This is a genomic window from Streptomyces crystallinus, assembly GCF_039521265.1.
Taxonomy (GTDB): domain Bacteria; phylum Actinomycetota; class Actinomycetes; order Streptomycetales; family Streptomycetaceae; genus Streptomyces; species Streptomyces crystallinus.
Genome location: NZ_BAAACA010000015.1, coordinates 61105 through 84668 on the forward strand (window position 1 = coordinate 61105; position 23564 = coordinate 84668).

The 23564-nt window shown below is 74.3% G+C and carries 18 protein-coding genes; 8 read left to right on the plus strand and 10 right to left on the minus strand.

Annotation, left to right across the window (positions count from 1 at the left end; all coding sequences use genetic code 11):
* Positions 1-13: 13 nt before the first annotated feature.
* From ABD236_RS15695 to ABD236_RS15705, 3 genes are all read left to right on the plus strand, one after another.
* The gene (locus ABD236_RS15695) at positions 14-187 is read left to right on the plus strand and encodes a hypothetical protein (RefSeq protein ID WP_344074301.1); all 174 of its coding nucleotides are present in this window, start codon (positions 14-16) and stop codon (positions 185-187) included.
* Positions 184-840, plus strand: a complete 657-nt coding sequence (locus ABD236_RS15700; RefSeq protein ID WP_344074302.1) for a hypothetical protein — start codon at positions 184-186, stop codon at positions 838-840. The genes ABD236_RS15695 and ABD236_RS15700 overlap by 4 nt, the downstream gene beginning before the upstream one ends.
* Positions 841-944: 104 nt before the next feature.
* A complete protein-coding gene (locus ABD236_RS15705) occupies positions 945-1670 on the plus strand; it encodes an antibiotic biosynthesis monooxygenase family protein (protein ID WP_344074303.1) in 726 nt (241 codons plus the stop codon).
* Position 1671: 1 nt separating this feature from the next.
* On the opposite strand, the gene ABD236_RS15710 is transcribed toward ABD236_RS15705, so the two are convergent.
* Complete coding sequence (locus ABD236_RS15710; RefSeq protein ID WP_344074304.1) at positions 1672-3510, minus strand: endonuclease/exonuclease/phosphatase family protein; 1839 nt, start codon at positions 3508-3510, stop codon at positions 1672-1674.
* A 354-nt stretch (positions 3511-3864) separates the two neighbouring features.
* On the opposite strand from ABD236_RS15710, the gene ABD236_RS15715 reads away from it, so the two are divergent.
* Together ABD236_RS15715 and ABD236_RS15720 are read left to right on the plus strand one after the other, a co-directional pair.
* A complete protein-coding gene (locus ABD236_RS15715) occupies positions 3865-5304 on the plus strand; it encodes a hypothetical protein (protein ID WP_344074305.1) in 1440 nt (479 codons plus the stop codon).
* 401 nt (positions 5305-5705) lie between these two features.
* Complete coding sequence (locus ABD236_RS15720) at positions 5706-7142, plus strand: alkaline phosphatase PhoX (protein ID WP_344074306.1); 1437 nt, start codon at positions 5706-5708, stop codon at positions 7140-7142.
* 7 nt (positions 7143-7149) lie between these two features.
* Here ABD236_RS15720 and ABD236_RS15725 read toward each other — a convergent pair whose 3' ends face one another.
* The 3 genes from ABD236_RS15725 to ABD236_RS15735 all read right to left on the minus strand — a co-directional run bounded on the left by ABD236_RS15725 (position 7150) and on the right by ABD236_RS15735 (position 11872).
* A complete protein-coding gene (locus ABD236_RS15725; RefSeq protein ID WP_344074307.1) occupies positions 7150-9408 on the minus strand; it encodes a protein kinase domain-containing protein in 2259 nt (752 codons plus the stop codon).
* 341 nt (positions 9409-9749) lie between these two features.
* Entirely contained in the window at positions 9750-10889 is a 1140-nt protein-coding gene (locus ABD236_RS15730) for a hypothetical protein (protein WP_344074308.1), read from the minus strand.
* Positions 10886-11872, minus strand: coding sequence for a 5-dehydro-4-deoxyglucarate dehydratase (locus ABD236_RS15735; protein ID WP_344074309.1), 987 nt, complete (start codon positions 11870-11872; stop codon positions 10886-10888). The genes ABD236_RS15730 and ABD236_RS15735 overlap by 4 nt, the downstream gene beginning before the upstream one ends.
* A 327-nt stretch (positions 11873-12199) precedes the next feature.
* On the opposite strand from ABD236_RS15735, the gene ABD236_RS15740 reads away from it, so the two are divergent.
* Together ABD236_RS15740 and ABD236_RS15745 are read left to right on the plus strand one after the other, a co-directional pair.
* Positions 12200-13024, plus strand: coding sequence for an NAD-dependent epimerase/dehydratase family protein (locus ABD236_RS15740; RefSeq protein ID WP_344074310.1), 825 nt, complete (start codon positions 12200-12202; stop codon positions 13022-13024).
* Positions 13025-13117: 93 nt separating this feature from the next.
* On the plus strand, positions 13118-14308 hold the full coding sequence (locus ABD236_RS15745) for a TerD family protein (RefSeq protein WP_344074311.1): 1191 nt from the start codon (positions 13118-13120) through the stop codon (positions 14306-14308).
* 144 nt (positions 14309-14452) lie between these two features.
* Here the strand turns inward: ABD236_RS15745 and ABD236_RS15750 are convergent, their stop codons facing one another.
* The 5 genes from ABD236_RS15750 to ABD236_RS15770 form a co-directional block, all read right to left on the minus strand.
* The gene (locus ABD236_RS15750) at positions 14453-15670 is read right to left on the minus strand and encodes an MFS transporter (RefSeq protein WP_344074312.1); all 1218 of its coding nucleotides are present in this window, start codon (positions 15668-15670) and stop codon (positions 14453-14455) included.
* A gap of 109 nt (positions 15671-15779) precedes the next feature.
* A complete protein-coding gene (locus ABD236_RS15755; RefSeq protein WP_344074313.1) occupies positions 15780-17234 on the minus strand; it encodes a peptidoglycan D,D-transpeptidase FtsI family protein in 1455 nt (484 codons plus the stop codon).
* A gap of 95 nt (positions 17235-17329) precedes the next feature.
* Positions 17330-17983, minus strand: a complete 654-nt coding sequence (locus ABD236_RS15760) for a response regulator transcription factor (protein ID WP_344074314.1) — start codon at positions 17981-17983, stop codon at positions 17330-17332.
* Complete coding sequence (locus ABD236_RS15765) at positions 17980-19236, minus strand: sensor histidine kinase (protein ID WP_344074315.1); 1257 nt, start codon at positions 19234-19236, stop codon at positions 17980-17982. The genes ABD236_RS15760 and ABD236_RS15765 overlap by 4 nt, the downstream gene beginning before the upstream one ends.
* Before the next feature lie 34 nt (positions 19237-19270).
* Complete coding sequence (locus ABD236_RS15770; RefSeq protein WP_344074316.1) at positions 19271-20041, minus strand: IclR family transcriptional regulator; 771 nt, start codon at positions 20039-20041, stop codon at positions 19271-19273.
* Positions 20042-20234: 193 nt separating this feature from the next.
* On the opposite strand from ABD236_RS15770, the gene ABD236_RS15775 reads away from it, so the two are divergent.
* Positions 20235-21788, plus strand: coding sequence for an aldehyde dehydrogenase (NADP(+)) (locus ABD236_RS15775; protein WP_344074317.1), 1554 nt, complete (start codon positions 20235-20237; stop codon positions 21786-21788).
* Positions 21789-22169: 381 nt separating this feature from the next.
* On the opposite strand, the gene ABD236_RS15780 is transcribed toward ABD236_RS15775, so the two are convergent.
* Entirely contained in the window at positions 22170-23555 is a 1386-nt protein-coding gene (locus tag ABD236_RS15780; RefSeq protein ID WP_344074318.1) for an MFS transporter, read from the minus strand.
* Positions 23556-23564 lie beyond the last annotated feature (9 nt).

Consider the following 23564-nt stretch of genomic DNA (forward strand, 5'->3'; position numbering starts at 1 on the left):
ATGAGAGACCGGTGTGTCCGTTCATGTCCGTACCGTCGTCCCGTCGGAGGTCGTCATGAGGCTCGGCAAGGCTCTCGCCACTGGTGTCGCGGAGGAACGGCCCGAGGACGTCGTACGGGACGAGGCGCCGCCCGTGCCCGAGGAGGTCCCGGCCGAGGTGCCCGTCGAGGTGACGGCCGCCCGATGAGGCTGCGGCTCCCCGAGGAACGCCCGACGGAGCCGCCCACCGGCTACAAGATCGCCCATGCGGCGCTCTCCCAGGACGGCTCCCGGGCCGCCTTCCTCGGTGTCTCGCTGGGTGCCGTGCTGCCCTACGGCGTCCTGGACGACGCGCACTGCGCGTACGGGCGCCGCCACCGCTCGCCGTCCAGGCTCTGCGACTGCGGCTTCCACTGTCTGCACGAGCGCGCCGGGGCGGCGGCGCTGACCTGCACGGCCGAGCACCGAGGGGCGCTGCTGCTGGAGGTCGCGGTGCTCGGGCGCTATATCCGCTTCGAGCTCGGGATGCGCTACGCCCGCCAGCGGGTGCGCACCGCGACCGCCGGGCCGTGCCGCTGCCGGCGGCGGGCGACCGGGCTGGCCGACGCGGGCTGGGGGCGGCCCGGGTGGCGGGTCGTGGAGCCGGTCTGCCCGGGGTGCGCCGGGCCGCGCGTGACCGTGGGGTTCGACGAGTTCGCCCGGCGGGGCGGCGACGGGCTGAAGGTCCTGGCCGCGCCGGCCGCGGACTCGGTCGGTCCGGGGCGGACCTTTCCGGAGCTCGTCGCGGAGGCCGCGCTGCTCCAGGCCCGGCTCGACTGGTTCCAGAGCGAGTTGGCGCGGCTCGGCGACCAGGAGCGGTGAGACGGCGGCAGCGCCCCGGCCGCGCTTGACCTCAAGTTGCCTTGACGTTTCAGGATGGTGATCGTCCACGCGGCGCAGCGCCGCACGATCACCAGGAGACCGCCATGGCCCCGACGCCCACCGACGTGACGTTCCACGCCCTGCCCGACCCGCGCCGCACCGGCGTGGGAGTCGTCAAGTCCAGTGTCTGGCGGGTGGGCACGCCCGAGCGGCAGCGGGCCGCCGTCGAGGCCATCGCCGAGGCGTGGGGCCGCCGGGACTGGCCGGACGTCGGCCTGCTCTCGTACAGCGTCTACACCGGCACCGACGGCGACGCGCTGCTGCACTACTCGCAGTGGCGGAGTGAGGCCGCCTACCAGGACTTCTTCCGCACCTTCCGGGACGGCCGCGTCGCCGAGATCGACGCGGCCGTCCCCGGCATCGAGCGCGTGGGACTGCACTCGTACGAGCTCTACCGCAGCAGCGGTCCGCGGCCCGGCGACCCCCGTACGCCCGGCTGCGTCGTGCTCGTCGACGTCGAGTTCGAAGGACCGGACCCGGAGCGCCAGCGGGCCTGGGTGGACGCCGTCTTCGAGGCCCTGGACACCGACCCGGACCTGCCGTCCGGCGGTATCTCCGCCCACTTCCACGTGAGCCAGGACGGCACCCGGGTGCTCAACTACGCCGAGTGGGAGAGCGAGCAGGCCCACATCGACGCGCTGGCCGCGCCCGGCGCCGGGGTCGGCTCCAGGACCCCGCAGTGGGAGCGGGTGCAGAGCTACCCCGGCGTGAGCGGGGGCGGGGTGACGCGCTACCTTCCGGCGCTGACCGTCACCCCGGCCGCCGACTGACCTACGGGCGGAAGCGGATGACCTGCGGGTCGTGGTCGCTGTTCTGGTCCGCGAACTCCGCGTTGATGTGCACGCTGTCGTAGTCGAAACCGCGCACGGCCGGGCTGGTCAGGATCTGGTCGAGCACCTGGGTGTTGCCCTGGTAGACGTAGGAGTAACGGTCCTTCCGCGGCAGCGTGCGGAAGGCCGAGCGCAGCGCGCCGCCGTCCTCCAGGGCCTTGGTGGTGCCCGAGAAGTCGAAGTCGTTGATGTCGCCGAGCGCCAGCACCCGGGCGTGCTTGTCGACCGCGAGGAGCTGCTTCACGAAGCCGTTCACGGCCTGCGCCTGGAGCAGCCGCTTGGCCTCGGAGGAGCGCGGCACCGGCTGGTGCTGCGAGACCAGGCCCTCGTCGCCGCCCTTGGAGGCGAAGTGGTTGGCGATCACGAAGACCGTCCGCCCCTGGAAGACGAACTCGCCCGCGAGCGGCTTGCGGCTGTCCGCCCAGGCCGGGTTGGCCGGGTCGATCCGGCCGGGGGAGAGGGTGAGGGCCGGGTGGCCCTTGGTGCCGGTGACGCCGACGGCGGTCTTCGCGTCGCCGCCGGGGCGGTCGGTGAAGGAGACCCGCGCCGGGTTGAAGAGGAAGACCTGGCGGATGTTGCCGCCGGGCTCGCCGCCGTCCTTCAGGTTCTCCGGGTCGATCGAGCGCCACTGGTAGGCGGGGCCGCCCTTGGCGACGATCGCGTCCGTGAACTTCTTGAGGGTGGCGGAGGCGTCGACCGTGCCGTCGTTCTTGGCGCCGTTGTTGTCCTGGATCTCCTCCAGGGCCACGATGTCGGGCGAGGCGAGGTGGCTGACGACGCCGTCGGCCAGCGCGTCGAACTTGGCCTGCGGGTCGGACGGGTCCAGGTTCTCCACGTTGTACGTGGCGACCGCGAGCTCGCCGGTGCGCTGCTTGCGGGTGCTCTCCCGCTTGAGGCCGTTGTCCTTGACGGTGCCGAGCGTACGGGCGGTGATCGTGTACCCGCCGAACTGGTTGAAGTCCAGCGGCCCCTCGGTGGCGCCGGTCAGCGTGTCGCCGACGTTCGCCTTGGGGAACGGCTGCTGGGCGGCCGGCACCAGGCTCTGGATCTGGAGGCGGCCGGTGTTCTGGTCGTCGTAGGACGCGTAGAGCGTGCCGCCCCGCCTGGTGCGGTTCTCGTGCGGCTTCACGGTGACCCACAGCTCGCTGTACGGGTCGGTGGCGCCGACGATCCGCGAGGTGCCGATGCGGACGTTCATGCCCTCCAGGGACTCGTAGTAGTCCAGGGCGTACTTCTTCGGCTTCAGGGTCAGCGCGTTGACGCTGTTGCCGGCGGCCGGGTCGCCCGCCGGGGTGTAGCGGTCGGGGACGGTACGGGCCGTCACGGCGACCGGGGCGGGCAGCGCGTTGCCCGAGGAGACGACCGTCACGGCCGGCTTGGATATCTGGGTCAGCGACTGGTTGCCGGAGGAGAGGCCGCCCGGGACGTACTCGGTGACCGTGCCGGAGACCGTCACCGCGTCACCGACGGCCACCTTCGGCGCCGAGCCGGTGAAGACGAAGACGCCCTCGCTGGTGGCCGGGTCGTCGTCCGGTGCGGTGTCCTGGAACCAGAAGCCCTTCGAGGAGCCGTACGTCCGTACACCGGTGACGACGCCCGGCACGTCCGCCACCTGCTGGCCGGCCAGCGGCGAGGTGCGGGTCGTGCCCTGGATGTCGTGGATGCGGGCCGCGGTGGCGGCGGCCGGGTCGGCGGCGGCCGACGAGCCGGCGGCCAGCAGACCGGCGCCCAGCGCGGCGGCGACGACGGCGGAGACGGCGGCGGATCTCGGAACGGGCATCAACAAACTCCGGGAGGATGAGGGATCGGTGCACGTGCGGGTGCGGGGCTGCTCAGGTGTGCAGCAAGTTCTACGCGCGTCAATCTCTTGGCTGAACGGGGTAGTTGTCAAGGGTCGCCGGGTGGCCGGAATTCGACGGCCGGATGAACAGGCCGTCGGGGGAGGCCGGACGCCGTCCGGCGATTTCCGTCCGCAACCGCCACGACCCCGGCCGGAACCCGTCGTAGGCCCCGGCCGGGGCGGTGGGCGGGCGCGGCGATACCCGGTGAAATACGTCTACGCTGGGTGTCTCTCGAATCACCCCGCATGGACGACACCGCGTTCACGCCGCTTCGCCCGAGGAGTACGCCACAGATGTCCGGAGACCGCCCCACCCTGCCGCCGGTGCGGCTGCACTCCGAGGCCGAACTCGCCAGGGCGGCGCTGGCCGCCCCGCTGCTCGCCCGCGCGGTGCGGCTCGCCCGCTGGACCGGGCCGCAGACCCGCGTCGGCGCCGGGGGCGAGCTCGTCGAGGAGCAACTGCCCGCGGCCGCCGAAGTACTGGGCCTCACCCCGGACGACGACGGCGCGGCGGACGCGAGCGAGGCGTGGCGGGTGGCCGTCGACGCCGGGCTCGTCGAGGTCACCGACGCCGAGGAGGAGGACGGCGAGGGGACGGCCGCGCCCGGCGAGGCGCTCGACCTGCTCACCTCGGGCTCCCCGCAGGACGTCCTCACCACCTGGCTGGACGCCTTCGACGCGGTCTTCGCGGACGCGACGGCCCCGGTGCTCGACGACTTCGCCGACCTCATCGGGGACGACGGCGAGCTCGACTTCGACCGGCTCGACTGGGACCCGCAGGCGGAGGCGGACTTCCTGGAGGGCGTGCTCGGCAACCTGTATCTGCTCACCGTCACCGAGGGTGGCGCGGGCGAGGGCCCGGTGCCGCTGCCCGCGCTCGCCGCGTCGATGATCGTCCCCGACGACATGGGGGAGCCCACCGACGACATCCTGGAGCAGGTGTCGGACGCGATGATGCGCCTCGACGACCAGTTCCGCCTCCTGGAGCCGATCGGCCTGGTGGAGTACCGGCCGGTCGACGAGGCGCTGATGGCCGAGGAGGGCGAGGAGCCCGCGCCGCCGGTCGACGACGAGGACGTCGCCCGGTACGGCATGGTCCGCCTCACCCCGCTCGGGCTGTACGGCGTACGGGCCCGGATGCTGGAGGCGGGCGTGGAGGCGCCGGCCGTGGGGGATCTCGCGGACAAGGGTGCGGACGTGCTGCTCGACGGCATCGCGTACTACCCGGAGGCGGCGGCGCGCGCCGAGACCGAGCAGTGGCTGGCGCGGCACGAACTGCCTGCGGCGGTACGGGAGTTGCTGGCCGCCGCACGAGGCTCGGACGAGCGCGGCCCGCTGCGCCGGCTGCACTGCCAGCAGGCGCTCGCCCTCACCGGCCCGGAGGCCGAGCCCGCACTGCGCGAGGTCCTGGACGACGCGGAGCTGGGCGGGCTCGCCCGGGTCTGGCTCGCCGAGCGCGGCGCCTCCGACGTGCCCGCGCCGCCGGAGGCGATGGTGTTCTGGCTGGCCGTGGACACGATTGCCGCGCAGCTGGCGGTGGACGGGGATCTGGAGGAGCTCCAGGGCCTGGTGGAGGGCCTGGTCGGGCAGCACAGCGGGTTCTTCGACGCGGCGTGGCGGGTGGAGCATCCGGCGACGGGGGATGTGCTGGAGGCGATGGGGCGGCTGCACCCGGACAAGAGGGTGGCGAAGGAGGCCCGCAAGGCGGCCTTCAAGGCCCGCTCGCGGGGGTAGTTTTGTGCCCGGCCTTCGTCTGCGGGCCGGTGGGTGGTTGCTCGCGCAGTTCCCCGCGCCCCTGGGTAGTTCGTCGGGCGCGGGTCGTGGCCGCTTCTCGCGCAGTTCCCCGCGCCCCTAAAAGCTCGTGGCTGAGCTGGGTTCCCCGGCTGCGGCCGACCCCCTAGGGGCGCGGGGAACTGCGCGAGCGACCCACCACTCGCCCGCAGACAAAGGCCGGGCCAAGAAGGGGCGCGGGGAACTGCGCGAGCGACCTTCCGCTGGGCGCAGGGCAGTGGGTGGTGGGCCCGGGGGTAAGGGAGTTGGCTTGGGGGATGCCCGGCGTTCGCGTGGGGTTCTCCCGTTGACGAGACCCTGGCCCCGCCCCCCCCGTCGCCGCTAACCCCCTCAGGAGACCCCCGATGTCGCTCAGCCGCAGGGAGTTCGCCAGGAAATCCGCCCTCACCGGTGCCGGGGTCGCCCTCACCGGATCCGTCGGGGCGCTGGCCACCGCGCCGGGCGCGCTGGCCGCCGAGGACGTCCGGGGCGCCGGACACGGGCACCACGAGCCCGGCTACGGCCCGCTGCTGCCCGACCCCCAGGGCATACTCGCGCTGCCGAAGGGCTTCTCGTACCGGATCGTCACCCACAGCGGCGTCACCAAGCTGGAGTCCGGCGAGAGCACCCCGTCCAACCACGACGGCACCGCCGCCTTCGAGGGCCCGCGCGGGGTCACCCTGCTCGTCAACAACCACGAGCTGCGGGGTCCGCGCAAGAACTGGCCGCACCCGGTGCCGCTCACCGAGGGCCTGGTGTACGACCCGGCCGCGTCCGGCGGCTGCACGGTCGTCGAGGTGCACCCGCACGGCGGCCCGGTCGCCGAGTGGGTCGGCATCGCCGGTACCTCCACCAACTGCGCGGGCGGCGCCACCCCCTGGGGCACCTGGCTGACCTGCGAGGAGACCGAGGACCGGGCCGGGTCCGGCGGCATGACCAAGGACCACGGCTATGTCTTCGAGGTCGACCCGTACGACCGCCGCGCCAACCGCGCCCCCGAGCCGGTCAAGGCACTCGGCCGCTACGCCCACGAGGCCGTGGTCGTCGACCCCCGGCGCGGCCACCTCTATCTGACCGAGGACGCCTCCGGCCCCAACGGCCTGCTCTACCGCTGGACCCCGCCGCACGGCTTCAAGCACGGCCGCGGCCGGCTGCGCACCCTGGCCGCCGACGCCGGGGTGCTCCAGGCCACCCGGTGCTTCGACGCGGGCGGCCGGTTCGTCGACGACCTCTCGCGGGCCACCAGGATCGGCACGGTGTACGGGGTCGACTGGGTCGACGTACCCGACCGCGACGCCCGTACCACCTCCGTGCGCAAGCAGTTCACCGGTGAGACCGTCACCCGCGCCCGCAAGCTGGAGGGCATGTGGTGGGGCGACGGGGGTGCGTACATCGTCTCCTCGTACGCCCGCGCCGAGTCCCCGGTCCAGCACGACGGCCAGGTGTGGTTCTACGACCCGCGCCGCCGGACCCTCACCCTGAAGGTGCTGCTGGGCGTCAACGCCGAGCCCGGCGAGGACGGCGCCTTCGACGGCCCCGACAACATCACCGTCTCGCCGTACGGCGGACTGGTCATCGCCGAGGACGGCGAGGGGATCCAGCACCTGTTCGGCGCGACCGACTCCGGGCGTACGTATCCCATCGCCCGCAACGAACTCAACCAGGGCACCGAACAGGCCCCGGAGTACAGCGAGTTCACCGGGGTGACCTTCTCGCCCGACGGGCGGACCCTGTTCGCCAACATCCAGGAGCCGGGCATCATGCTCGCCATCACCGGCCCCTGGCGCCGCCAGCCCTGCTAGGGGTTCGTCATCCGGAGCCGTCCGGGCCCTGGAAGGTGGTGAGGACCGACCCGGCGCACACGTGCACCAGCCCGCCTCCCGCGCTCCCGCTCAGCTCGCCCCGGCCCGCGAACGGCACCGCCCACACCAGTTCGCCCGTCGCCGGGTCGAGCGCGTGCAGCCCCCACCGCGGCCCGCCCAGGGCGAGCCGGTCGCTGCCCGGCTCCGGACCGGTGACGTACAGCCGGCCCTCGCAGAGCAGCGGCGGCGCGTCGTCGCCCTCGGCCAGCCGCCGTACGTCCGTACGCAGCCACCGGGTCCGGCCGGTGGCCGCGTCCAGGGCGCTGACCTCCGCGTACGAACCGGCGTGCACCAGACCGCCGGTGGCCGTCGGCGTCACGGACACCGAGCCGGTGACGCCCCGGGACCACAGGGTGGTCCGGGTCGTCAGGTCGACGGCGCTGACGGCCTCGCCGAGGGCGAAGTAGCCCGTGCCGGTGGCCCCCGGGTGGGCGTCGGGCCGTGCCGCCCCGCCCGCCAGGGTCGTCTCCAGCCGGCCGTCCCGGGCCCGCAGCACATGGAGCGGGTCCTGCGCGCGCCCCTTCGGCCGCGCCGGCTCGTCCGGCCGGGCGGGCACGGACGAGGCGACCGCGAACCGCCCGCCCGCCTGCCGTACGGCCGTCACGGTGGCGGCCGTCCCCTCGTGGTACCAGAGCCCCTCACCGGTCGCCATGTCGTAGCCGTACGCCCGCCAGGGCCGCCGTCCGGCCGTGCGCCGCGCCCCGAGGGTGTCGTACGGCTCGTACGTGACGAGGCACGCGACGGTGTCGCCGAGCGCGACCGTGCCTCGGGAGCCCTCCTGTCCGGCGCCGTCGGGCAGCAGCGAGGTGCGCGGCCGCAGCCCTTCGAGCCGTGGGTCGCGGGTCTCCCAGCGGGTCTCGCCGGTGGCGGCGTCGAGCGCGGCCAGGGTGGGGGCGGCGCCGGGCCCGGTGCGGACGACGTGGACGACGTCCTCGCCGTGCGGCACGACCTGCACGGTGCCCTTGGCGTCCCGCTGCCAGCGGACGGCGCCGGTGGCCGGGTCGAGCCGGGTGAGGTGGGCGTCGTCGTGGACGTAGAGGGCGTCGCCGTGGCGCAGGAGGGCGCCGCCGTCCTGGGCGCGGCCGAGGTCGCGGGACCACAGGACGCGCCCGCGCGCCCAGGCGGCCGTGCCGCCGGCCCGCTCCTCCTCGCCCTCGTCCGTGTCGAGGGCGACGGCGGTGGAGATGCCGGCGGCGGCGACGGCGCCGGAGGCGGACCAGAACAGGAAGCGGCGCCGGGAGGCACGGGCGGGGTCGGCGGGCGCGACGGGCGCGACGGGCGCGGCCGGGCCGGGGTCGCCGTCCGGGGCGGGCGCCGCCTCGACGAGCTCCTCGGCCGCCTCCTCGTGCTGGCGTATGAGCCCGGTGACCGGCTCCTGCTCCCACCAGGGCTCGGGGCTGCCGCGCTCGGCGCACCAGGCCAGCACCTCGGCGACGGAGGGCCGGTCGGCGGGCCGGCGTGCCAGGCACCGTCCCAGGAACTCCCGCCAGTCGTCGCCCGGCACCCCGTCGAGGTCCGGCTCCTCGTGGAGGGTGCGGTACAGCACGCGCGCTGCGCTGCCCGCGCCGAACGGGTTGCGGCCGGTGGCGCAGAGCGCGAGCAGTGCGCCGAGCGCGAAGACGTCGGCGGGCGGGCCGGGTTCACCGTCGTGGGCGAGGGTCTCGGGGGCGATGAAACCGGGGGAGCCGGGGGAGCCGGGGGTCTCGCCGGTACGGGTGAGGGCTCCCTCCGCCGCTCTTCGCGCCCCGGCCCCCGTGCCGATCCCGAAGCCGATGACCTTCGGCCCGTCGCGGGTCACGACGACGTTGGCGGGCTTGAGGTCGCGGTGCACGAGATGCGCGGCGTGCACGGCGGCCAGCGCCTCGGCCAGCAGGGCGCCGAGGGCGGCGAGTTGGCCGGGGCCGAGCGGGCCGAGCGCGGAGACGGCCTCGGAGAGGGCGGGTCCGGCGGCGTACGCGGTGGCCAGCCACGGGGGGTCGGCGTCCGGGTCGGCCGCGAGGACGCATGCGGTGTACGGGCCTTCCACCGCTCCGGCCGCCGCCACCTCGCGGCGGAAGCGCTCACGGAAGCGGGGGTCGGCGGCGAGGTGCGGGTGCACGGTCTTGAGCGCGACGAGACGGCCCGAGGGGGCGCGGGCGAGATGGACCTGGCCCATGCCGCCGTCGCCGAGCAGGGCGACGAGGCGGTACCCGCCGATGTTCCGCACCGCACCCCTCCCTGTCGCCCCCCTGACCTTATGGTCGTCAGGATGTGCGACGCGAGGGGGGTGGCCTGCGGTTGCGTCCCGACGGCGCGAGTGAATCCTTTCCTCCGTGGCTACGCCCCGGAGCCCCCCGCCGCCCCGCTACGCGCTCGTCCGCGGCCCGGTGGTGGGCTGGTCGCGCAGTTCCCCGCGCCCCTGAAGGCCTGTGGCTGAGCTGGGTTCTCCGGCTGCGGCCGACCCCCTAGGGGCGCGGGGAACTGCGCGAGCAACCGGCCACTCACCCGCGGACGAAGGGGGGGGCAGGCCGTCCGCCGGAGGACTTTCGGGTAGGGGCGGGGTGGGGGTCAACCCAGCGCCCCGGACCGCCGCACCACCCCCCAGTCCTCCCCCGACACCAACCCCCCGTGATACAGCCGCAACTCCGTCGCCCCGGCGACAGCCGCCCGCCCCGCGAACTCCCGAAGCGCCCCCGGCGCACCCCCCATCCCCGACACCACCGTGACGTTCGCCGCCACCACCGCCCCGCCGGGCGCCCCCGCCGCGAACGGCCGCAGAAGGTCCACCGAGCCCCCGGCGCACGGGACCACCACACCGTCCGCCACCCCGAACACCCCCGCCGGATCGACCCCCGCGTTCGCCCCGCACCGGTGCACCGCGGGATCCGCGTGCAGCAACACCTGGAACCCTGGCCCCGCCGCCCCCCGTACCGCCCGCACCACCTCCTCCTGGAGGGAGCGCGCCACGGCCGCCCGGTAGCCGACCGTGGCCGCGAGGAGCCCGGTGCCCGCGCAGGGCGCCCCGGCCCACACCGGCCCCAGCGCCCCGCGCACCCGCGCCGCGAGGCGTTCCGCGTCCAGGCCCACCTCCCCGTACCCCCGTCGGCACACGTCGCAGAAGCACAGCGACATCAGGTACTGGGCCGTCTCGTCCAGCGGCACCCCCGCGATCTTGTCGTGGGCGTGCAGATGCGCCAGCCCGTACCAGCCGCAGGACTCCAGCTCCGTCCCGCGCGCCCCGGGCCGTACCGCCGCCTCCGCCGCCAGGCCCACCAGATACGCGCGCACCTCCGGCCGCGCTATGCACGGCGCCCAGGGGTAGCGGTCCCCGTACGCGTTGACCACCGAGGTGTCGGGGTGCTCCGCGCCCAGGCGCGAGTTGTGGGCGAGGACGACCCAGGAGTGGACGTCGAGACCGGCCGCCGCGAGGGCCTCGGCGGCCTCGCCGTACGCGTCCCCGGGCGCCCAGCGGCCGGCGGCGTACGGCCGCAGCGCGGCGCCGGACCAGCGCCGTTCGTCGAGGGGGTACAGGACCGCCGCGTACTCGGCAGTGACCACGCGGTGGCGGGGGTGGTGCGGGGTGAGCGCGCGGGTCGAGTGGTAGGCGGCGGCGAGCGTCACCTGCGCGACCCCGGCGTCGGCGATCCGCGCGGGTGCGTCCGGGTCGCCGATGACGTCCCAGGGGTAGAGGAACGCCGAGGCCCTCACGCACCCGCCCCGTCCCGTACGTCCGACGCGTCCCGTACGGACTCGCCCTCCGCCAGCAGGGCCCGGCCCCGCTCGATGAGCGCGCCGAGCTGTTTGACGTGGGCCGCGTCGGGCTCGCTCAGCGGCGGACGCACCTCGCCGACCTCCAGGCCGGTCAGCCGTACGCCCGCCTTGACCAGCGACACGGCGTAGCCGCGGCCCTGGTTGCGCAGTTCGACCAGCGGGACGAAGAAGCCGTCCAGGAGGCGGTTCACGGTGGCGTCGTCGCCGGTGGCGAGCGCCCGGTGGAAGGCGAGCGCGATGTCGGGGGCGAAGCAGAAGACGGCCGACGAGTAGAGGGTGACGCCGATGCCCCGGTAGGCGGGGCCGGTGAGTTCGGCCGTGGGCAGCCCGTTGAAGTAGAGGAACGCGTGCTCGGGGGCCTCCCGGCGGACCGTGCTGACGATCCGCTGCATCAGGTCGAGGTCCCCGACGCCGTCCTTGAGGCCGATGATGCCGTCGGCGCGGGCGAGTGCCACGGCGGTGGCGGGGGTGAGGACCGCGTTGTCGCGCTGGTAGACGATGACGTCGAGCGAGGTGGCGGCGGCCAGCGCCGTGTAGTGGCGCAGCAGGCCCTCCTGGTCGGCGACGACGAGGTAGGGCGGCATGGCGAGCAGCCCGTCGGCGCCCGCGTCCTCGGCGAGCCGGGCGTATCGGACCGCCAGGGCCGTCCCGTACCCCGCTCCCGCCACCACCGGGACGCGGCCGGCGGCCTCCGCCACGGCCGCGGCCACGCACGCGTGGAACTCCTCCGGGGTGAGCGCGTGGAACTCACCCGTCCCGCAGCAGGCGAACACCGCGCCCGCGCCGGCGTCGATGCCGCTCCTCACATGGGCGCGGAAGGCGTCGAGGTCGAGGCCGCCGTCCGGGCCGAAGGGGGTGACGGGGAAGAAGAGGAGTCCGTCCAGGCGGGCGGCGAGCGGGGCGGGGTTCTCAGGCGTCACGGGCGTCACGGGCGCTCCCAGGGCAAGGCCGTCAGCTAAGGCCGTCGTGCACAATTCTGATCGGCGTCTATATTTCTGAACATCAGCACGCTAGGCCAGCCGCCGGACGGCGGTCAAGACGCGCAACCCCGGCACCCGGGTGTTTTCCCCAAGGTTGACGCCCCCGCCGCCATGGCGCCGCCGCGCCCCCCACGCCACACTTGACGGGGTCGGAGACCGCTCCCTAGCGTGTCCACTCATATGAATGGCGTCCATGGTGATGTCCATCCGGCCACCCTCCATCGCTCCCCCTGGCCACCCGTCCGCCCGCCGCACTGAGGAGACCCCATGCCCGCTCCCCGCACCCTCCTGCTCACCGGCGCCGCCGGCGGACTCGGCACCCTGATGCGCGGACTGCTCCCGGCGTACGGCTACGAGCTGCGCCTCCTCGACTCGCGGGCCATCCCGGGGGAGCCGGACGCGATCACCGCCGACCTCGGCGACCGGGGCGCGCTGCGGGACGCGGTCCAGGGCGTCGACGCGGTCCTGCACCTCGCGGGCATCTCGCTGGAGTCGACCTTCGACAAGATCGTGCGGGCCAACATCGAGGGCACGTACCACCTCTACGAGGCCGCACGCCAGGAGGGCGTCGCGCGCGTGGTCTTCGCCTCCTCCAACCACGCGGTCGGCTTCACCCCGCGCCCGCACGGTGAGGCGCCGGGGGAGCGGGGCGCCCTGATCCCGGTCGACACCCCTCACCGCCCCGACACCCTCTACGGCCTCTCCAAGGCGTTCGGCGAGGACCTGGCCCAGTTCTACTGGGACAAGTACGGCCTGGAGAGCGTCTCGGTGCGGATCGGATCCTGCTTCATGGAGCCCACCTCCGTACGGATGCTGTCGATCTGGATGAGCCCCGGCGACGGCGCCCGGCTCTTCCACGCCGCGCTCACCGCCGAGGGCGTCGGCCACACCGTGGTCTACGGCTCCTCCGCCAACACCCGGCTGTGGTGGGACCTCTCCTCGGCGCGGGCGCTCGGCTACGAGCCGAGGGACGACTCCGAGCAGTACGCCGAGAAGCTGATCGCCGAGCAGGGCGAGCCCGACCCCGGCAACCCGGACCACGCCTACCTCGGGGGCCACTTCACCAGCAATCCACCGGTGTGGCCTTACTGAGCCCCGGCGGGGGGTGTGAGCGGTCGGGCGGGCCGCTCACCAATTGGCAGGACGTTCAAGGAACCGTAAAGCCGCGCCGCTCGTTCCCGGTGCATGACCGCAATGACACCTGGCTCGAACCTTCCGCTCCCGGCCGCCCGCGTGGCGGTGGACGTCTCCGCTCCGGTGCGGCTCGACGTGTCGGGCCTGTTGCTCACCGCCGACGGCAAGGTGCGCTCGGACGACGACTTCATCTTCTACAACCAGCCCTCGGGCCCCGGGGTCACCTACCGGTCCGGCGGCGGCACCGGGCCCGACGCGATCGTGGTGGACACGACGGCGGTGCCGCCCGGCATCGAGAAGATCGTCGTCACCGCCAGCCCGGACGCCGCGGGCCAGACCTTCCAGGGCATCGAGCCCACCGCCACCCTGCGCAACGCCGACGACGGCAGCGTCATCGCCACCTTCACCCCGCCGCAGCTCGGCAGCGAGACCGCGCTGGTCGTCATGGAGGTCTATCTGCGCGGCGGCGCCTGGAAGGCCCGCGCGGTGGGCCAGGGGTACGCGAACGGCCTGGCGGGCATCGCCACCGACTTCGGGGTCTCGGTCGAGGAGGAGCCGCCCGCCGCCGCGCCCGCCGCCGCGGCTCCGCCCGCCCCCGTGGCCGCGCCCCCGATGCCCGCGGCGCCGCCGGCCATGGCGCCGGCCGCTCCGGCCGCGCCGAGCGGGAAGATCAACCTGGACAAGGGCCGGGTCAGCCTCCAGAAGAACCAGACGGTGTCGCTGGTCAAGGGCGGCCGCCCGCTGCTCTCCCAGGTCAAGATGGGCCTCGGCTGGGAGCCCGCGTTCCGGGGCAAGGACATCGACCTGGACGCCTCGGTGATCGCGTACGGGCCGCAGCGCAACCACCTGGACAGCTGCTACTTCGGCAAGCTCTCGATCCTGGGCGGCGCGGTCAAGCACTCCGGCGACAACCTCACGGGCGAGGGCGCGGGCGACGACGAGGTGATCGTCGTCGACCTCGGCCGGCTCCCGGCGGAGGCGACGGGCCTGGTCTTCACGGTGAACTCGTTCTCCGGCCAGAAGTTCACCGAGGTCGCCAAGGCGTACTGCCGGCTGATCGACGCGGCCACCGGCGAGGAGCTGGTCCGCTTCGACCTGACCACGGCCGAGCCGCAGACGGGCGTGATGATGGCGAAGCTCATCCGCCAGTTCTCCGGCGAATGGGAGATGACGGCGCTGGGGAACTTCGTGAAGTCCCGGACGGTGCGCGGGATGGTGAAGCCGTCGGCCGAGGCGCTCTAGCCCGCCCTGTGTGTTCCGCCTCTGTCTGCGGCTGAGCGGCCGGCCGGCCGCTCAGGTCCCCGCGCCCCCTGCATACCTGGGGGCGCGGGGAACCGCGCGAGCAACCCACCACGGCCCGCGGACGAAGCACCCACCCCTGGAGCGTCAGGGAAGGGACCGGGCGGGAGCCCAGAGCGTCAAGGCCGCGGCCAGCGCCAGTGCCCCCACCACCAGGACCAGTCCCTCCGCCCCCATCAGACCGACCAGCCCCGCCCCCACGCCCGTCCCCACCGCGTTCGGCACGAACAGCAGCGTGTTCGCCGTCGACGCCGTGCGGCCGAGCAGCGCGGACGGCGTGGCCCGCTGCACCGCCGTCATCGACGCCACCAGCACACACGGCAGTCCCAGCCCGACCCCGGCGCTGCACACCAGCGCCACCGCGTCGTACGGCAGGGCCCGCCCGCACACCGACACCGCGAACACCGCGATGCCCGCGGCCGCGTAGCGGTGGGCCGGCAGCCGGCGCAGCAGGGGGCCCGCGAGCAGCCCGGACGCCACCGAGCCCGCGCCCTGCACCGCGTACAGCACCCCCACGTACGCCGCCGAGTGGCCGAGCCGGTCGTCGACCACCGCGTAGATCGCCGCGCCGTTGAGGCCCGCGCACAGCATCGTCGCCGCGCCCGCGAGCACCAGCGGCCGCAGCACCGGAGAGCGCCACACCGTACGCGCCCCCTCGGCCGTGTCGGCCAGCCAGTGGCCGCCCGGCACCGGCCGCGCCTCCCGCACCCGTACCAGCGCGAAGATCCCCGCCGCCAGCACGAACGTCACCGCGTCCAGGACTGCCACCGCCGCCCCGCCGTACCGCGTGCAGATCCCCGCCCCCAGCAGCGGGGCGAGCAGTTTCATGCCCTCGTTGGCCGTCATCCGCAGGCCGTTGAAGTCGGCCAGCAGGTCATGGTCCACGGCCTCGGCCACCAGCGCCGCCTCGGCCGCGTCCTGGACGACGCCGTTCACGCCGTACAGCACGAGGACCGTGAACAGGATCCAGATCCTGCCCGCCGAGTCCAGCGCCAGCAGGGAAAGCAGCAGGGCCGCCATCGCGAGGTTGAGCCCGACCAGCAGCGGACGCCGGCGCACCCGGTCCGCGACCGTCCCCAGGAGCGGGCCGGCCGGCGTCGGCGCCCACATCGCGAAGACGGTGAGCGCCGCCAACGCGTCCGAGCCGGTCAGCGACTTGGCCCAGATCCCGGCCGTCAGCCACATCGCCGACGTCCCGAAGCCGGACACCACCACCCCGGTCAGATACAGCCCCGCGTTGCGGTCGGTCAGCACCCGCCCCAGCGGGCCGCCCCGCCCCGCACTCTTCACCGCTGTCGTGTTCACGGGGGAAATCTCGCCCGTGAGGCGGCGTCGGCGGATCGGGAGGATGCCTTATTCCCACGGGAGCCGACGACCTAGGGAAGGCCGATGACCTGGCATAGGACCACCGGTCTCAGGACGCGCGCAACGCCGCCCGCATCATCTTCTGCGCCACCGGCGCCGCCAGACCGTTGCCGCTGACCTCCGAGCGCGCCGCGCCGGAGTCCTCGACGAGCACGGCCACCGCCACCTCCTTGCCGGTGGAGGAGGACTTCGCGTACGACGTGAACCAGGCGTACGGCGTCTTGGAGTTGCCCACGCCGTGCTGGGCCGTGCCCGTCTTGCCGCCGACCTCGGCGCCGCTCACCCTGGCGTTGGAGCCGGTGCCCTCCTCGACGACCGTCACCATCGCGGAGCGCAGCTGGCGTGCGGTGTCCGAGGACATGATCCGCTTGCCGTCGCCGTCCGCGTACGACTGAAGGGCGGTGCCGTCGGCGTCCGTCACCTGGGAGACCATGTGCGGCGCGGCCAGCACTCCGTCGTTGGCTATGGCGGCGGACACCATGGCCATCTGGAGCGGCGTCGCCGTCACATCGAACTGGCCGATGCCGGTGAGCGCGGTCTGCGCCTTGTCCATGCCCTTGGGGTACACGCTCGCCGAGGCGCGCACCGGCACGTCCTGCTGGGCGTCGTTGAAGCCGAACTTCTCCGCCGTCGCCCGGACCTTGTCCTGGCCCAGCCGGTCCGCCAGCTTCGCGAAGACGTTGTTGCACGAGTACTGGAGCGCCGTACGGATGGTGGCGTTCTCGCACGGCGCGGACGGGTTCTCGTTGCTCAGCACGGTCCGGGTGCCGGGCAGGGTGTACGGGTTGGGGCTGTCCGTCCTGGTGTCCACCGACGGGTAGAGGCCGTTCTCCAGCGCCGCTGCCGCCACCACCAGCTTGAACGTCGAGCCCGGCGGCAGCGGCTGGCGCAGCGCCCGGTTGACCATCGGCTTGTCCGGGTCCTCGGAGAGTGCCTTCCAGGCGTCGCCGTCGGTCGAACCGGCGATCTTCGACGGATCGTACGAGGGCGTCGAGACCATGCCGAGGACGCGGCCGGTCCCGGGGTCGATGGCGACGGCCGCGCCCTTCTTGCCGCCGAGGGCGTCATAGGCGGCCTTCTGCACCGCCGGGTCGATGGTGGTCAGGACGTCGCCGCCGGGGGCCCGCTCGCCGGTGAGCACCGAGAGCGGCTCCTTCATCCGGGTGTCGGTGCCGTCGAGCACCTTGCCGTAGATCCCCTCCAGCTGGGTCGCCCCGTACACCTGCGAGCTGAAGCCGGTCACCGCCGCGTACAGCTCGCCGTTCTTGTAGGTGCGTTTGTACGCGAGATCGCCGCCGGCCGTCCTCTGTGATCCGGTGACCGGGGAGCCGGCCACGATGATGTCCCCGAGCGGGTTCGCGTACTGCGCGATGGTGTTCCGCCGGTTCAGCTTGTCGTCCGCGAGGGCCTGGCCTTGGTAGAACTGCACATAGGTGGCCCGGCCCAGGAGGGCGAGCACCATGAGCAGACAGAAGACCGCGCTGCGCCTGATCGTCTTGTTCATCCCATGGACAGGACGAGGCGGATGACGTGAATCGTTCCGTTTGGCCGGTTTTCTCAGGAAGCTCTCATCTCGGGCAGGGGCTTGGCCATCGGAGCTCAGCGCGGGGTGATGAACCCCGACTCGTACGCCGCGATCACCGCCTGGGTGCGGTCCCGTGTGCCCGTCTTGGCGAGCACCGACGCCACATGCGTCTTGGCCGTCGCCGGGCCGACGCCCATCCGCTCGGCGATCTCCGCGTTGGAGAGCCCAGTCGCCATCAGCCGCAGGACGTCCGCCTCGCGCTCGGTGAGCCGGGCCGCCCAGGGCGGGGGCGCGGGCCGGGCCGAGGAGTGCAGCGCCGCGAGCTCGCGCACCGCCGAGGGGTAGAGCAGCGAGTCGCTGCGGGCCACCAGGCGCACCGCCTGGACCAGCTCCTCGGCCGCCGCCCGCTTCAGCAGGAACCCGGCGGCCCCGGCGCGCAGCGCGTCGTACACATACGAGTCGTTCTCGAAGGTCGTCACCACCACGACCCTCGGCGGCGAGGCGAGGGTGGCCAGGATCTGCTCGGTGGCCCGGATGCCGTCGATCTCGGGCATCCGCACATCCATCAGGACCACGTCCGGCGCGAGTTCGCGCACCACCGAGACCGCCTGCGCGCCGGTCGCCGCCTCGCCGACGACCTCCAGGTCCGGCTCCGCCTCCAGGATCGCCCGCAGCGCGGTCCGCACCATCCGCTCGTCGTCCGCGAGCACCACACGGATCGCGCTCATCGCGCACCCCCGGGCTCGTTCGCGGGCTTCTCGGTGAGCGGGAAGCGGGCGCTGAGCCGCCAGCGGCCGTCCTGGGGGCCCGCCTGCGCGTGGCCGCCGAGCAGCGCGGCCCGCTCGGCGATCCCGCGCAGGCCCCGGCCGCCCCCGGGCCGCACCACCCGGGCCGTCGTGGGCAGGGGGTTCTCCATCACGATCTCCACTTCCTCGCCGCCGACGGCGATCCGCAGGGCCACCGGCGCGGCGCCGCCGTGCCGCAGGGCGTTGCTGAGCCCCTCCTGCACGATCCGGTACGCCTCGCGCGAGACCAGTTCCGGCACGGCGGCGAGGTCGCCGTCCGCCGTGTACGCCACCTTCACCCCGGTACGCGACAGCAGCCCGTCCAGACCGGTGAGCCCCGGGCCGGCGACGGCCGCCGCCTCGTCGTCCCCCTGTCGCAACAGGCCGAGCACGGCGTCCAGTTCACCGACCGTGCGCCGGGTCGTCTCCTCGATCGCCGCCAGCGCCTCCCGTACGAAGGCGGGGTCGCTGTCGAACACTCGGCGGGCCGCGCTCGCCTGGAGCGTCACCGCGCTCAGCGCGTGGCCCACCGAGTCGTGCAGCTCGCGCGCCAGCCTGTTGCGCACGGCCAGCTCCGTGGCCCGCTGCTCGGCCGCGGCCAGCCGGTCCGCGGGCGTGGGGCCCAGCAGCACGGGCGCCCAGCGGGCGAGCAGCGCCCCGCAGCCCACCGCGCAGCAGACCAGCGCCAGCAGCGCGGCGAGACCGAGCGGCGGGGCGAACAGCACGGCCCGGCCGTCGGTCAGGGGCAGCCCGAGGCGGGAGTCGCGCAGCGCCGCGACGAACGGCAGCACGACCAGGGTGATCGCGAACGGCGGCAGCGCGAGCGTCATCCCGCTGATCACCCCGCCGACGCCGATGTGGAGGGTGAACCACCCGGCGGTGCGCACCCGGGCCGCCCGTGAGCGGGCCGGGCCGTCCGCGAGCGCGGCCGGGTCCACCCCGCACAGCGCCCGGGCCGCCGCCACCGACAGCGGGCGGGCGATCGGGAACAGGGCGGAGACGGCGGCGATCGGCAGCGCGCAGGCGAAGGAGGCGAGTTGGAGCGGGAGGCTGCCGTAGACGTTCGCGCCGCCGGTGGCCGCGCCGACGATCACCGTGCCGAGCAGGAAGTACGGCATCAGCGCCGCGCCGCCGAGCACCAGATGCACCCAGCGCAGCCGGGCCGTCCGGCCGAGCAGCCGCGTGGCGATGATCATCCGTACAGCGTAGGGGAGGCCGGCGGGGCGGCGGTCAGAGCCTGCGGGTGGCCAGGGTCAGCCGGTCGCGGGCGTCGAACAGGGCGTCCTTCACCATCTGTTCGTGCGCCGGGGTGAGCCGTGCCACCGGCACCGAGCAGCTGATCGCGTCGCGCGCGGGAGTCCGGTAGGGGATGGCGACGCCGAAGCAGCGCAGCCCCAGCGTGTTCTCCTCGCGGTCCACCGCGTACCCCTGCTCGCGGATCTGGTGCAGCTCCTCGATGAGCTTCTCGCGGTCGGTGATGGTGTGCTCGGTCAGCTGCTGGAGGGTCTGCGGCAGCAGCTTGCGGACCTGCTCGTCGCTGTGGGTGGCCAGCAGCGCCTTGCCCAGCGAGGTCGAGTGCGCGGGCAGCCGGCGGCCGACGCGGGTGAAGGGGCGAAGGTAGTGCTGGGACTGGCGGGTGGCGAGGTAGACCACGTTGGTGCCGTCGAGGCGGGCGAGGTGGATGGTCTCCGTGGTGTCGTCGGAGAGCCGGTCCAGCGTCGGCCGGGCGGCCGCGACGACCTCGTCGCCGTCGATGTACGAGGTCCCCACCAGCAGGGCCCGCACGCCGATCCCGTACCGCGTGCCGGTGGCGTCCGTCTCCACCCAGCCGAGCTCCACCAGGGTGCGCAGCAGCATGTAGAGGCTGGACTTGGGGTAGCCGACCGCCTCCTGGACCGCCGCGAGGGAGTGCATTCCGGGGCGCCCCGCGAAGTACTCCAGCAACTCCACCGTACGCACGGCGGACTTGACCTGGGCCCCACCTGTCTCGGCAGCCGACATTCGACCTCGCCCCTTCTTGTCTGCGCGTCTTGCCAACGCAGAACGCCCGTCAATAGAGTCCAGCATATTCATCAGCAGGAACTCTGTTCAGAATACCGAACAAACCCTGGTGGTGGAGCAGGACGGGCAAGGAAGACCAGCATGGTCCCGTTCCCGGGCGACGGGCAGGACCGGAAGCCGGAAGGACATCGCGGTGAGCACAGCACCAGTCTGGAGTGTCGACCCCCGTACCGGGAAGCCGCGCGAGCAGGTCGCGGTGGAGGCGGGCGAGCGCGAGGTCGACGAGGCGGTACGGGCCGCGTGGGCGGCGCGCGGCGCGCTCGCCGACCGGGGGGCGCGGGCCGCGCTGCTGCGGGCCGCCGCCGAGCTGCTCGACGGGGCCGTGGAGCAGGTGGTGTCGGTCGCCGACGCCGAGACCGCCCTCGGGCAGGTCCGGCTCACCGGGGAACTCGCCCGGACCACCGCCCAGTTGCGGGCCTTCGCGGACGTCGTGGACGAGGGCGCCTTCCTCGACGTGCGCATCGACCACGCCGACCCGAGCCGCACCCCGCCGTGGCCGGACCTGCGGCGGATGAAGGTGCCGCTGGGGGTGGTCGCGGTGTACTCGGCGTCCAACTTCCCGCTCGCCTTCTCCGTCCCCGGCGGGGACACGGCGAGCGCGCTGGCCGCCGGGTGCCCGGTCGTGGTCAAGGCGCACCCGGCCCACCCGGCCACCTCCGAGCTGTGCGCCTCGCTGCTGCGGCGGGCGGCGGTACGGGTGGGGCTGCCGCAGGAGGTGGTGGCCCTGGTCCACGGCTTCGACGCGGGGGTCGCGCTGGTGCGCCACCCGCTGGTCGCGGCGGCCGGCTTCACCGGTTCGGTACGGGGTGGCCGCGCCCTGTTCGACGCGGCGGCGGCCCGGCCGGTGCCGATCCCCTTCCACGGCGAGCTGGGGTCGCTGAACCCGGTCGTGGTCACGCGGGAGGCGGCCGAGGAGCGGGGCGAGGAGATCGGGGCGGGCCTCGGGGCGTCGATGACGCTGGGCGTCGGCCAGTTCTGCACCAAGCCGGGCTTCGTGCTGGCGCCGGCCGGTTCCGGCGGGGACGCGCTGGTGAAGGCACTGACGGAGGTGGTGGGCGACGCCGGGGCGGGGGTGATGCTGGACCACCGGATGCGGGAGGCGTTCGTGGCGGGCGTCGCGTCGCGGGCCGCGCTGGACGGGGTCGAGGCACCGGTCGCGCCGGGGTCCGGCGGGGAGCACACGGTGCGTCCGGGGTTCCTGACGGTGGCGGCGTCGGCGCTGGCCGAGGAGGGCCCGTATGACGAGTTGCTGGAGGAGTGCTTCGGGCCGGTGACGGTGGTGGCGCGGTATGAGCACCCGTCCGAGATCGGAGCGGTGCTCTCGCGGCTGCCGGGGAACCTGACGGCGACGCTGCATCTGTCGGCCGGGGAGGCGGCGGGCTCGGACGGCGGCGGGGCGGCGTCGCTGCTCGCCACGCTGACGGGTCTGGCGGGGCGGGTGCTGGTGGGCGGCTGGCCGACGGGGGTGGCGGTGGCGCCCGCGCAGCACCACGGGGGGCCGTACCCGGCCACTACGTCGACGTCCACGTCGGTGGGGGCGACGGCGGTGGAGCGGTGGGTGCGGCCGGTTGTGTACCAGGATGCGCCGGAGGGGTTGTTGCCGGGGGAGTTGCGGGAGGGGGGTGGGGTGGGGGTTCCCCGGTGGGTGGATGGCCGGTGTGAGGCCCCCACCCCGCCCCTTCCCTAAACCCTCCGGGGGTGGGGGCGGGTGGGGGTCCGCTTTTCCCGGGGCTGCGCCCCGGCCCCCGTAGGCGGGGCTGTGCCCCGGAAGCCCTTTGTCTGCGCGCCGGTGGCGGGCTGGTCGCGCAGTTCCCCGCGCCCCTAAAAGCGCCTGTGGCTGAGCTGGGTTCTCCGGCTACGGCCGACCCCCTAGGGGCGCGGGGAACTGCGCGAGCAACCGGCCACACACCCGCAGACAAAGACCGGGCCGAAAAGGGGCGCGGGGAACTGCGCGAGCAACCGGCCACCGGCCCGCAGACAAAGACCGGGCCGAAAAGGGGCGCGGGGAACTGCGCGAGCAACCGGCCACACACCCGCAGACAAAGACCGGGCACAACCGGGCCGCCCCCTACCGAACCCGCCGCGTCGCCACCGCCGTTACGGCGAACAGGGCGGCCGCCAGGACCAGCCATACCCGCATCCCGGGTACGAATCCCGCGTCGCCCCCGGCGACCAGCGCCCCGCACACCGCCACGCTCAGGGCTCCGGCGACCTGGCGGGCCGCGTTCAGGACGCCTGCCGCCAGGCCCGCCCGCTCCTGGGGCAGGGCTTCCATCATCGCCGCCGTCAGGGCCGGGATCGCCAGGGCGCAGCCCAGGGCCATGGGGACGAGGAGGGAGGCCACCAGGAGCGGTGGGGTGTGCTCGTCGGGGAGGAAGAGCAGGAGCAGGCCCGCCAGGGACAGGAGCTGGCCGAGCAGCATCGGGCGGTGCGGGCCGTAGCGGTTGGCCAGTTTGCCCGAGAGGACGTTCGTCGCCGGGATCAGTGCCGTCATCGGCAGGAACATCAGCCCCGTCACCAGCGCGGACTCTCCCCGTATCCGCTGGAAGTACAGGCTGAAAGCGAAGATCACGCCGTAGAACGCGACGCTCGCCGCCGCGCCCACCGCCACCGCCACCGCGACCGTCGGCGTACGGAACAGGCCCAGCGGCACGACCGGGTGCGCCGCGCGGGACTCGATCAGGAGGAACGCCGAGCCGGAGAGCAGGGCGACCGCGCCCGCCACCAGCCGTACCGGCCCGGACTCGATCACCGCGAAGGCCAGCGCGGCCAGTGCCACCACCGCCGTCAGCTGCCCCGGCAGGTCCAGCGGCGCCGGGCGGCGCTCGGAGCGCGGGGCCCGGGTCGTCAGGGCCAGGGCGGCCAGGCCCAGCGGGAGGTTGATGAAGAAGATGCCGCGCCAGTCCCACGCCGTGGTCAGCGCCCCGCCCGCGACCGGGCCCAGCGCCACCGCGACCGACCCGCCCGCCGCCCACAGCGCCACCGCGCGGGCCCGGCGCGCCGGATCCGGGTACGCCTGGCGGACCAGCGCCAGCGAGGCGGGCAGCACCACGGCGGCGGCCGCGCCCTGCGCCACCCGGGCCCCGATCAGCACCCCGAGCCCCGGCGCGAGCCCGCACGCGGCGGAGGCGAGGACGAAGACGACCGTGCCCAGCGCGTACGCCCGCGCCGCCCCGATCCGGTCCGCGAGGGCGCCCGTCGACAGCATCAGCGCCGCGAACGCCAGCGTGTACGCGTCGACCACCCACTGCAGCCCGGACATCCCGCCGCCGAGGTCGGAGCCGATCGCGGGGAGCGCCACGTTCACCACGGACGCGTCCAGCGTGATCAGCGCGAAGCCGAGGAGGGCGGCGGCCAGGGCGAGGCCGGGGGAGGCCGACCCTCTCGGGGCCGGCCCCCGGGCGGTCAACGGGGCTGTGGCAGGGAGGGATTGGCGTACCGCGTCGGTTGGCATGTCCTCAGC

Bases quoted from the DNA above. Each gene is read 5' to 3' on its own strand.
- ABD236_RS15745 (WP_344074311.1), top strand. From the start codon at position 13,118: ATGACCGCAATGACACCTGGCTCGAACCTTCCGCTCCCGGCCGCCCGC.
- ABD236_RS15705 (WP_344074303.1), top strand. From the start codon at position 945: ATGGCCCCGACGCCCACCGACGTGACGTTCCACGCCCTGCCCGACCCG.
- ABD236_RS15720 (WP_344074306.1), top strand. From the start codon at position 5,706: ATGTCGCTCAGCCGCAGGGAGTTCGCCAGGAAATCCGCCCTCACCGGT.
- ABD236_RS15700 (WP_344074302.1), top strand. From the start codon at position 184: ATGAGGCTGCGGCTCCCCGAGGAACGCCCGACGGAGCCGCCCACCGGC.
- ABD236_RS15755 (WP_344074313.1), bottom strand. From the start codon at position 17,234: ATGAACAAGACGATCAGGCGCAGCGCGGTCTTCTGTCTGCTCATGGTG.
- ABD236_RS15780 (WP_344074318.1), bottom strand. From the start codon at position 23,555: ATGCCAACCGACGCGGTACGCCAATCCCTCCCTGCCACAGCCCCGTTG.
- ABD236_RS15710 (WP_344074304.1), bottom strand. From the start codon at position 3,510: ATGCCCGTTCCGAGATCCGCCGCCGTCTCCGCCGTCGTCGCCGCCGCG.
- ABD236_RS15765 (WP_344074315.1), bottom strand. From the start codon at position 19,236: ATGATCATCGCCACGCGGCTGCTCGGCCGGACGGCCCGGCTGCGCTGG.
- ABD236_RS15770 (WP_344074316.1), bottom strand. From the start codon at position 20,041: ATGTCGGCTGCCGAGACAGGTGGGGCCCAGGTCAAGTCCGCCGTGCGT.
- ABD236_RS15740 (WP_344074310.1), top strand. From the start codon at position 12,200: ATGCCCGCTCCCCGCACCCTCCTGCTCACCGGCGCCGCCGGCGGACTC.
- ABD236_RS15760 (WP_344074314.1), bottom strand. From the start codon at position 17,983: ATGAGCGCGATCCGTGTGGTGCTCGCGGACGACGAGCGGATGGTGCGG.
- ABD236_RS15715 (WP_344074305.1), top strand. From the start codon at position 3,865: ATGTCCGGAGACCGCCCCACCCTGCCGCCGGTGCGGCTGCACTCCGAG.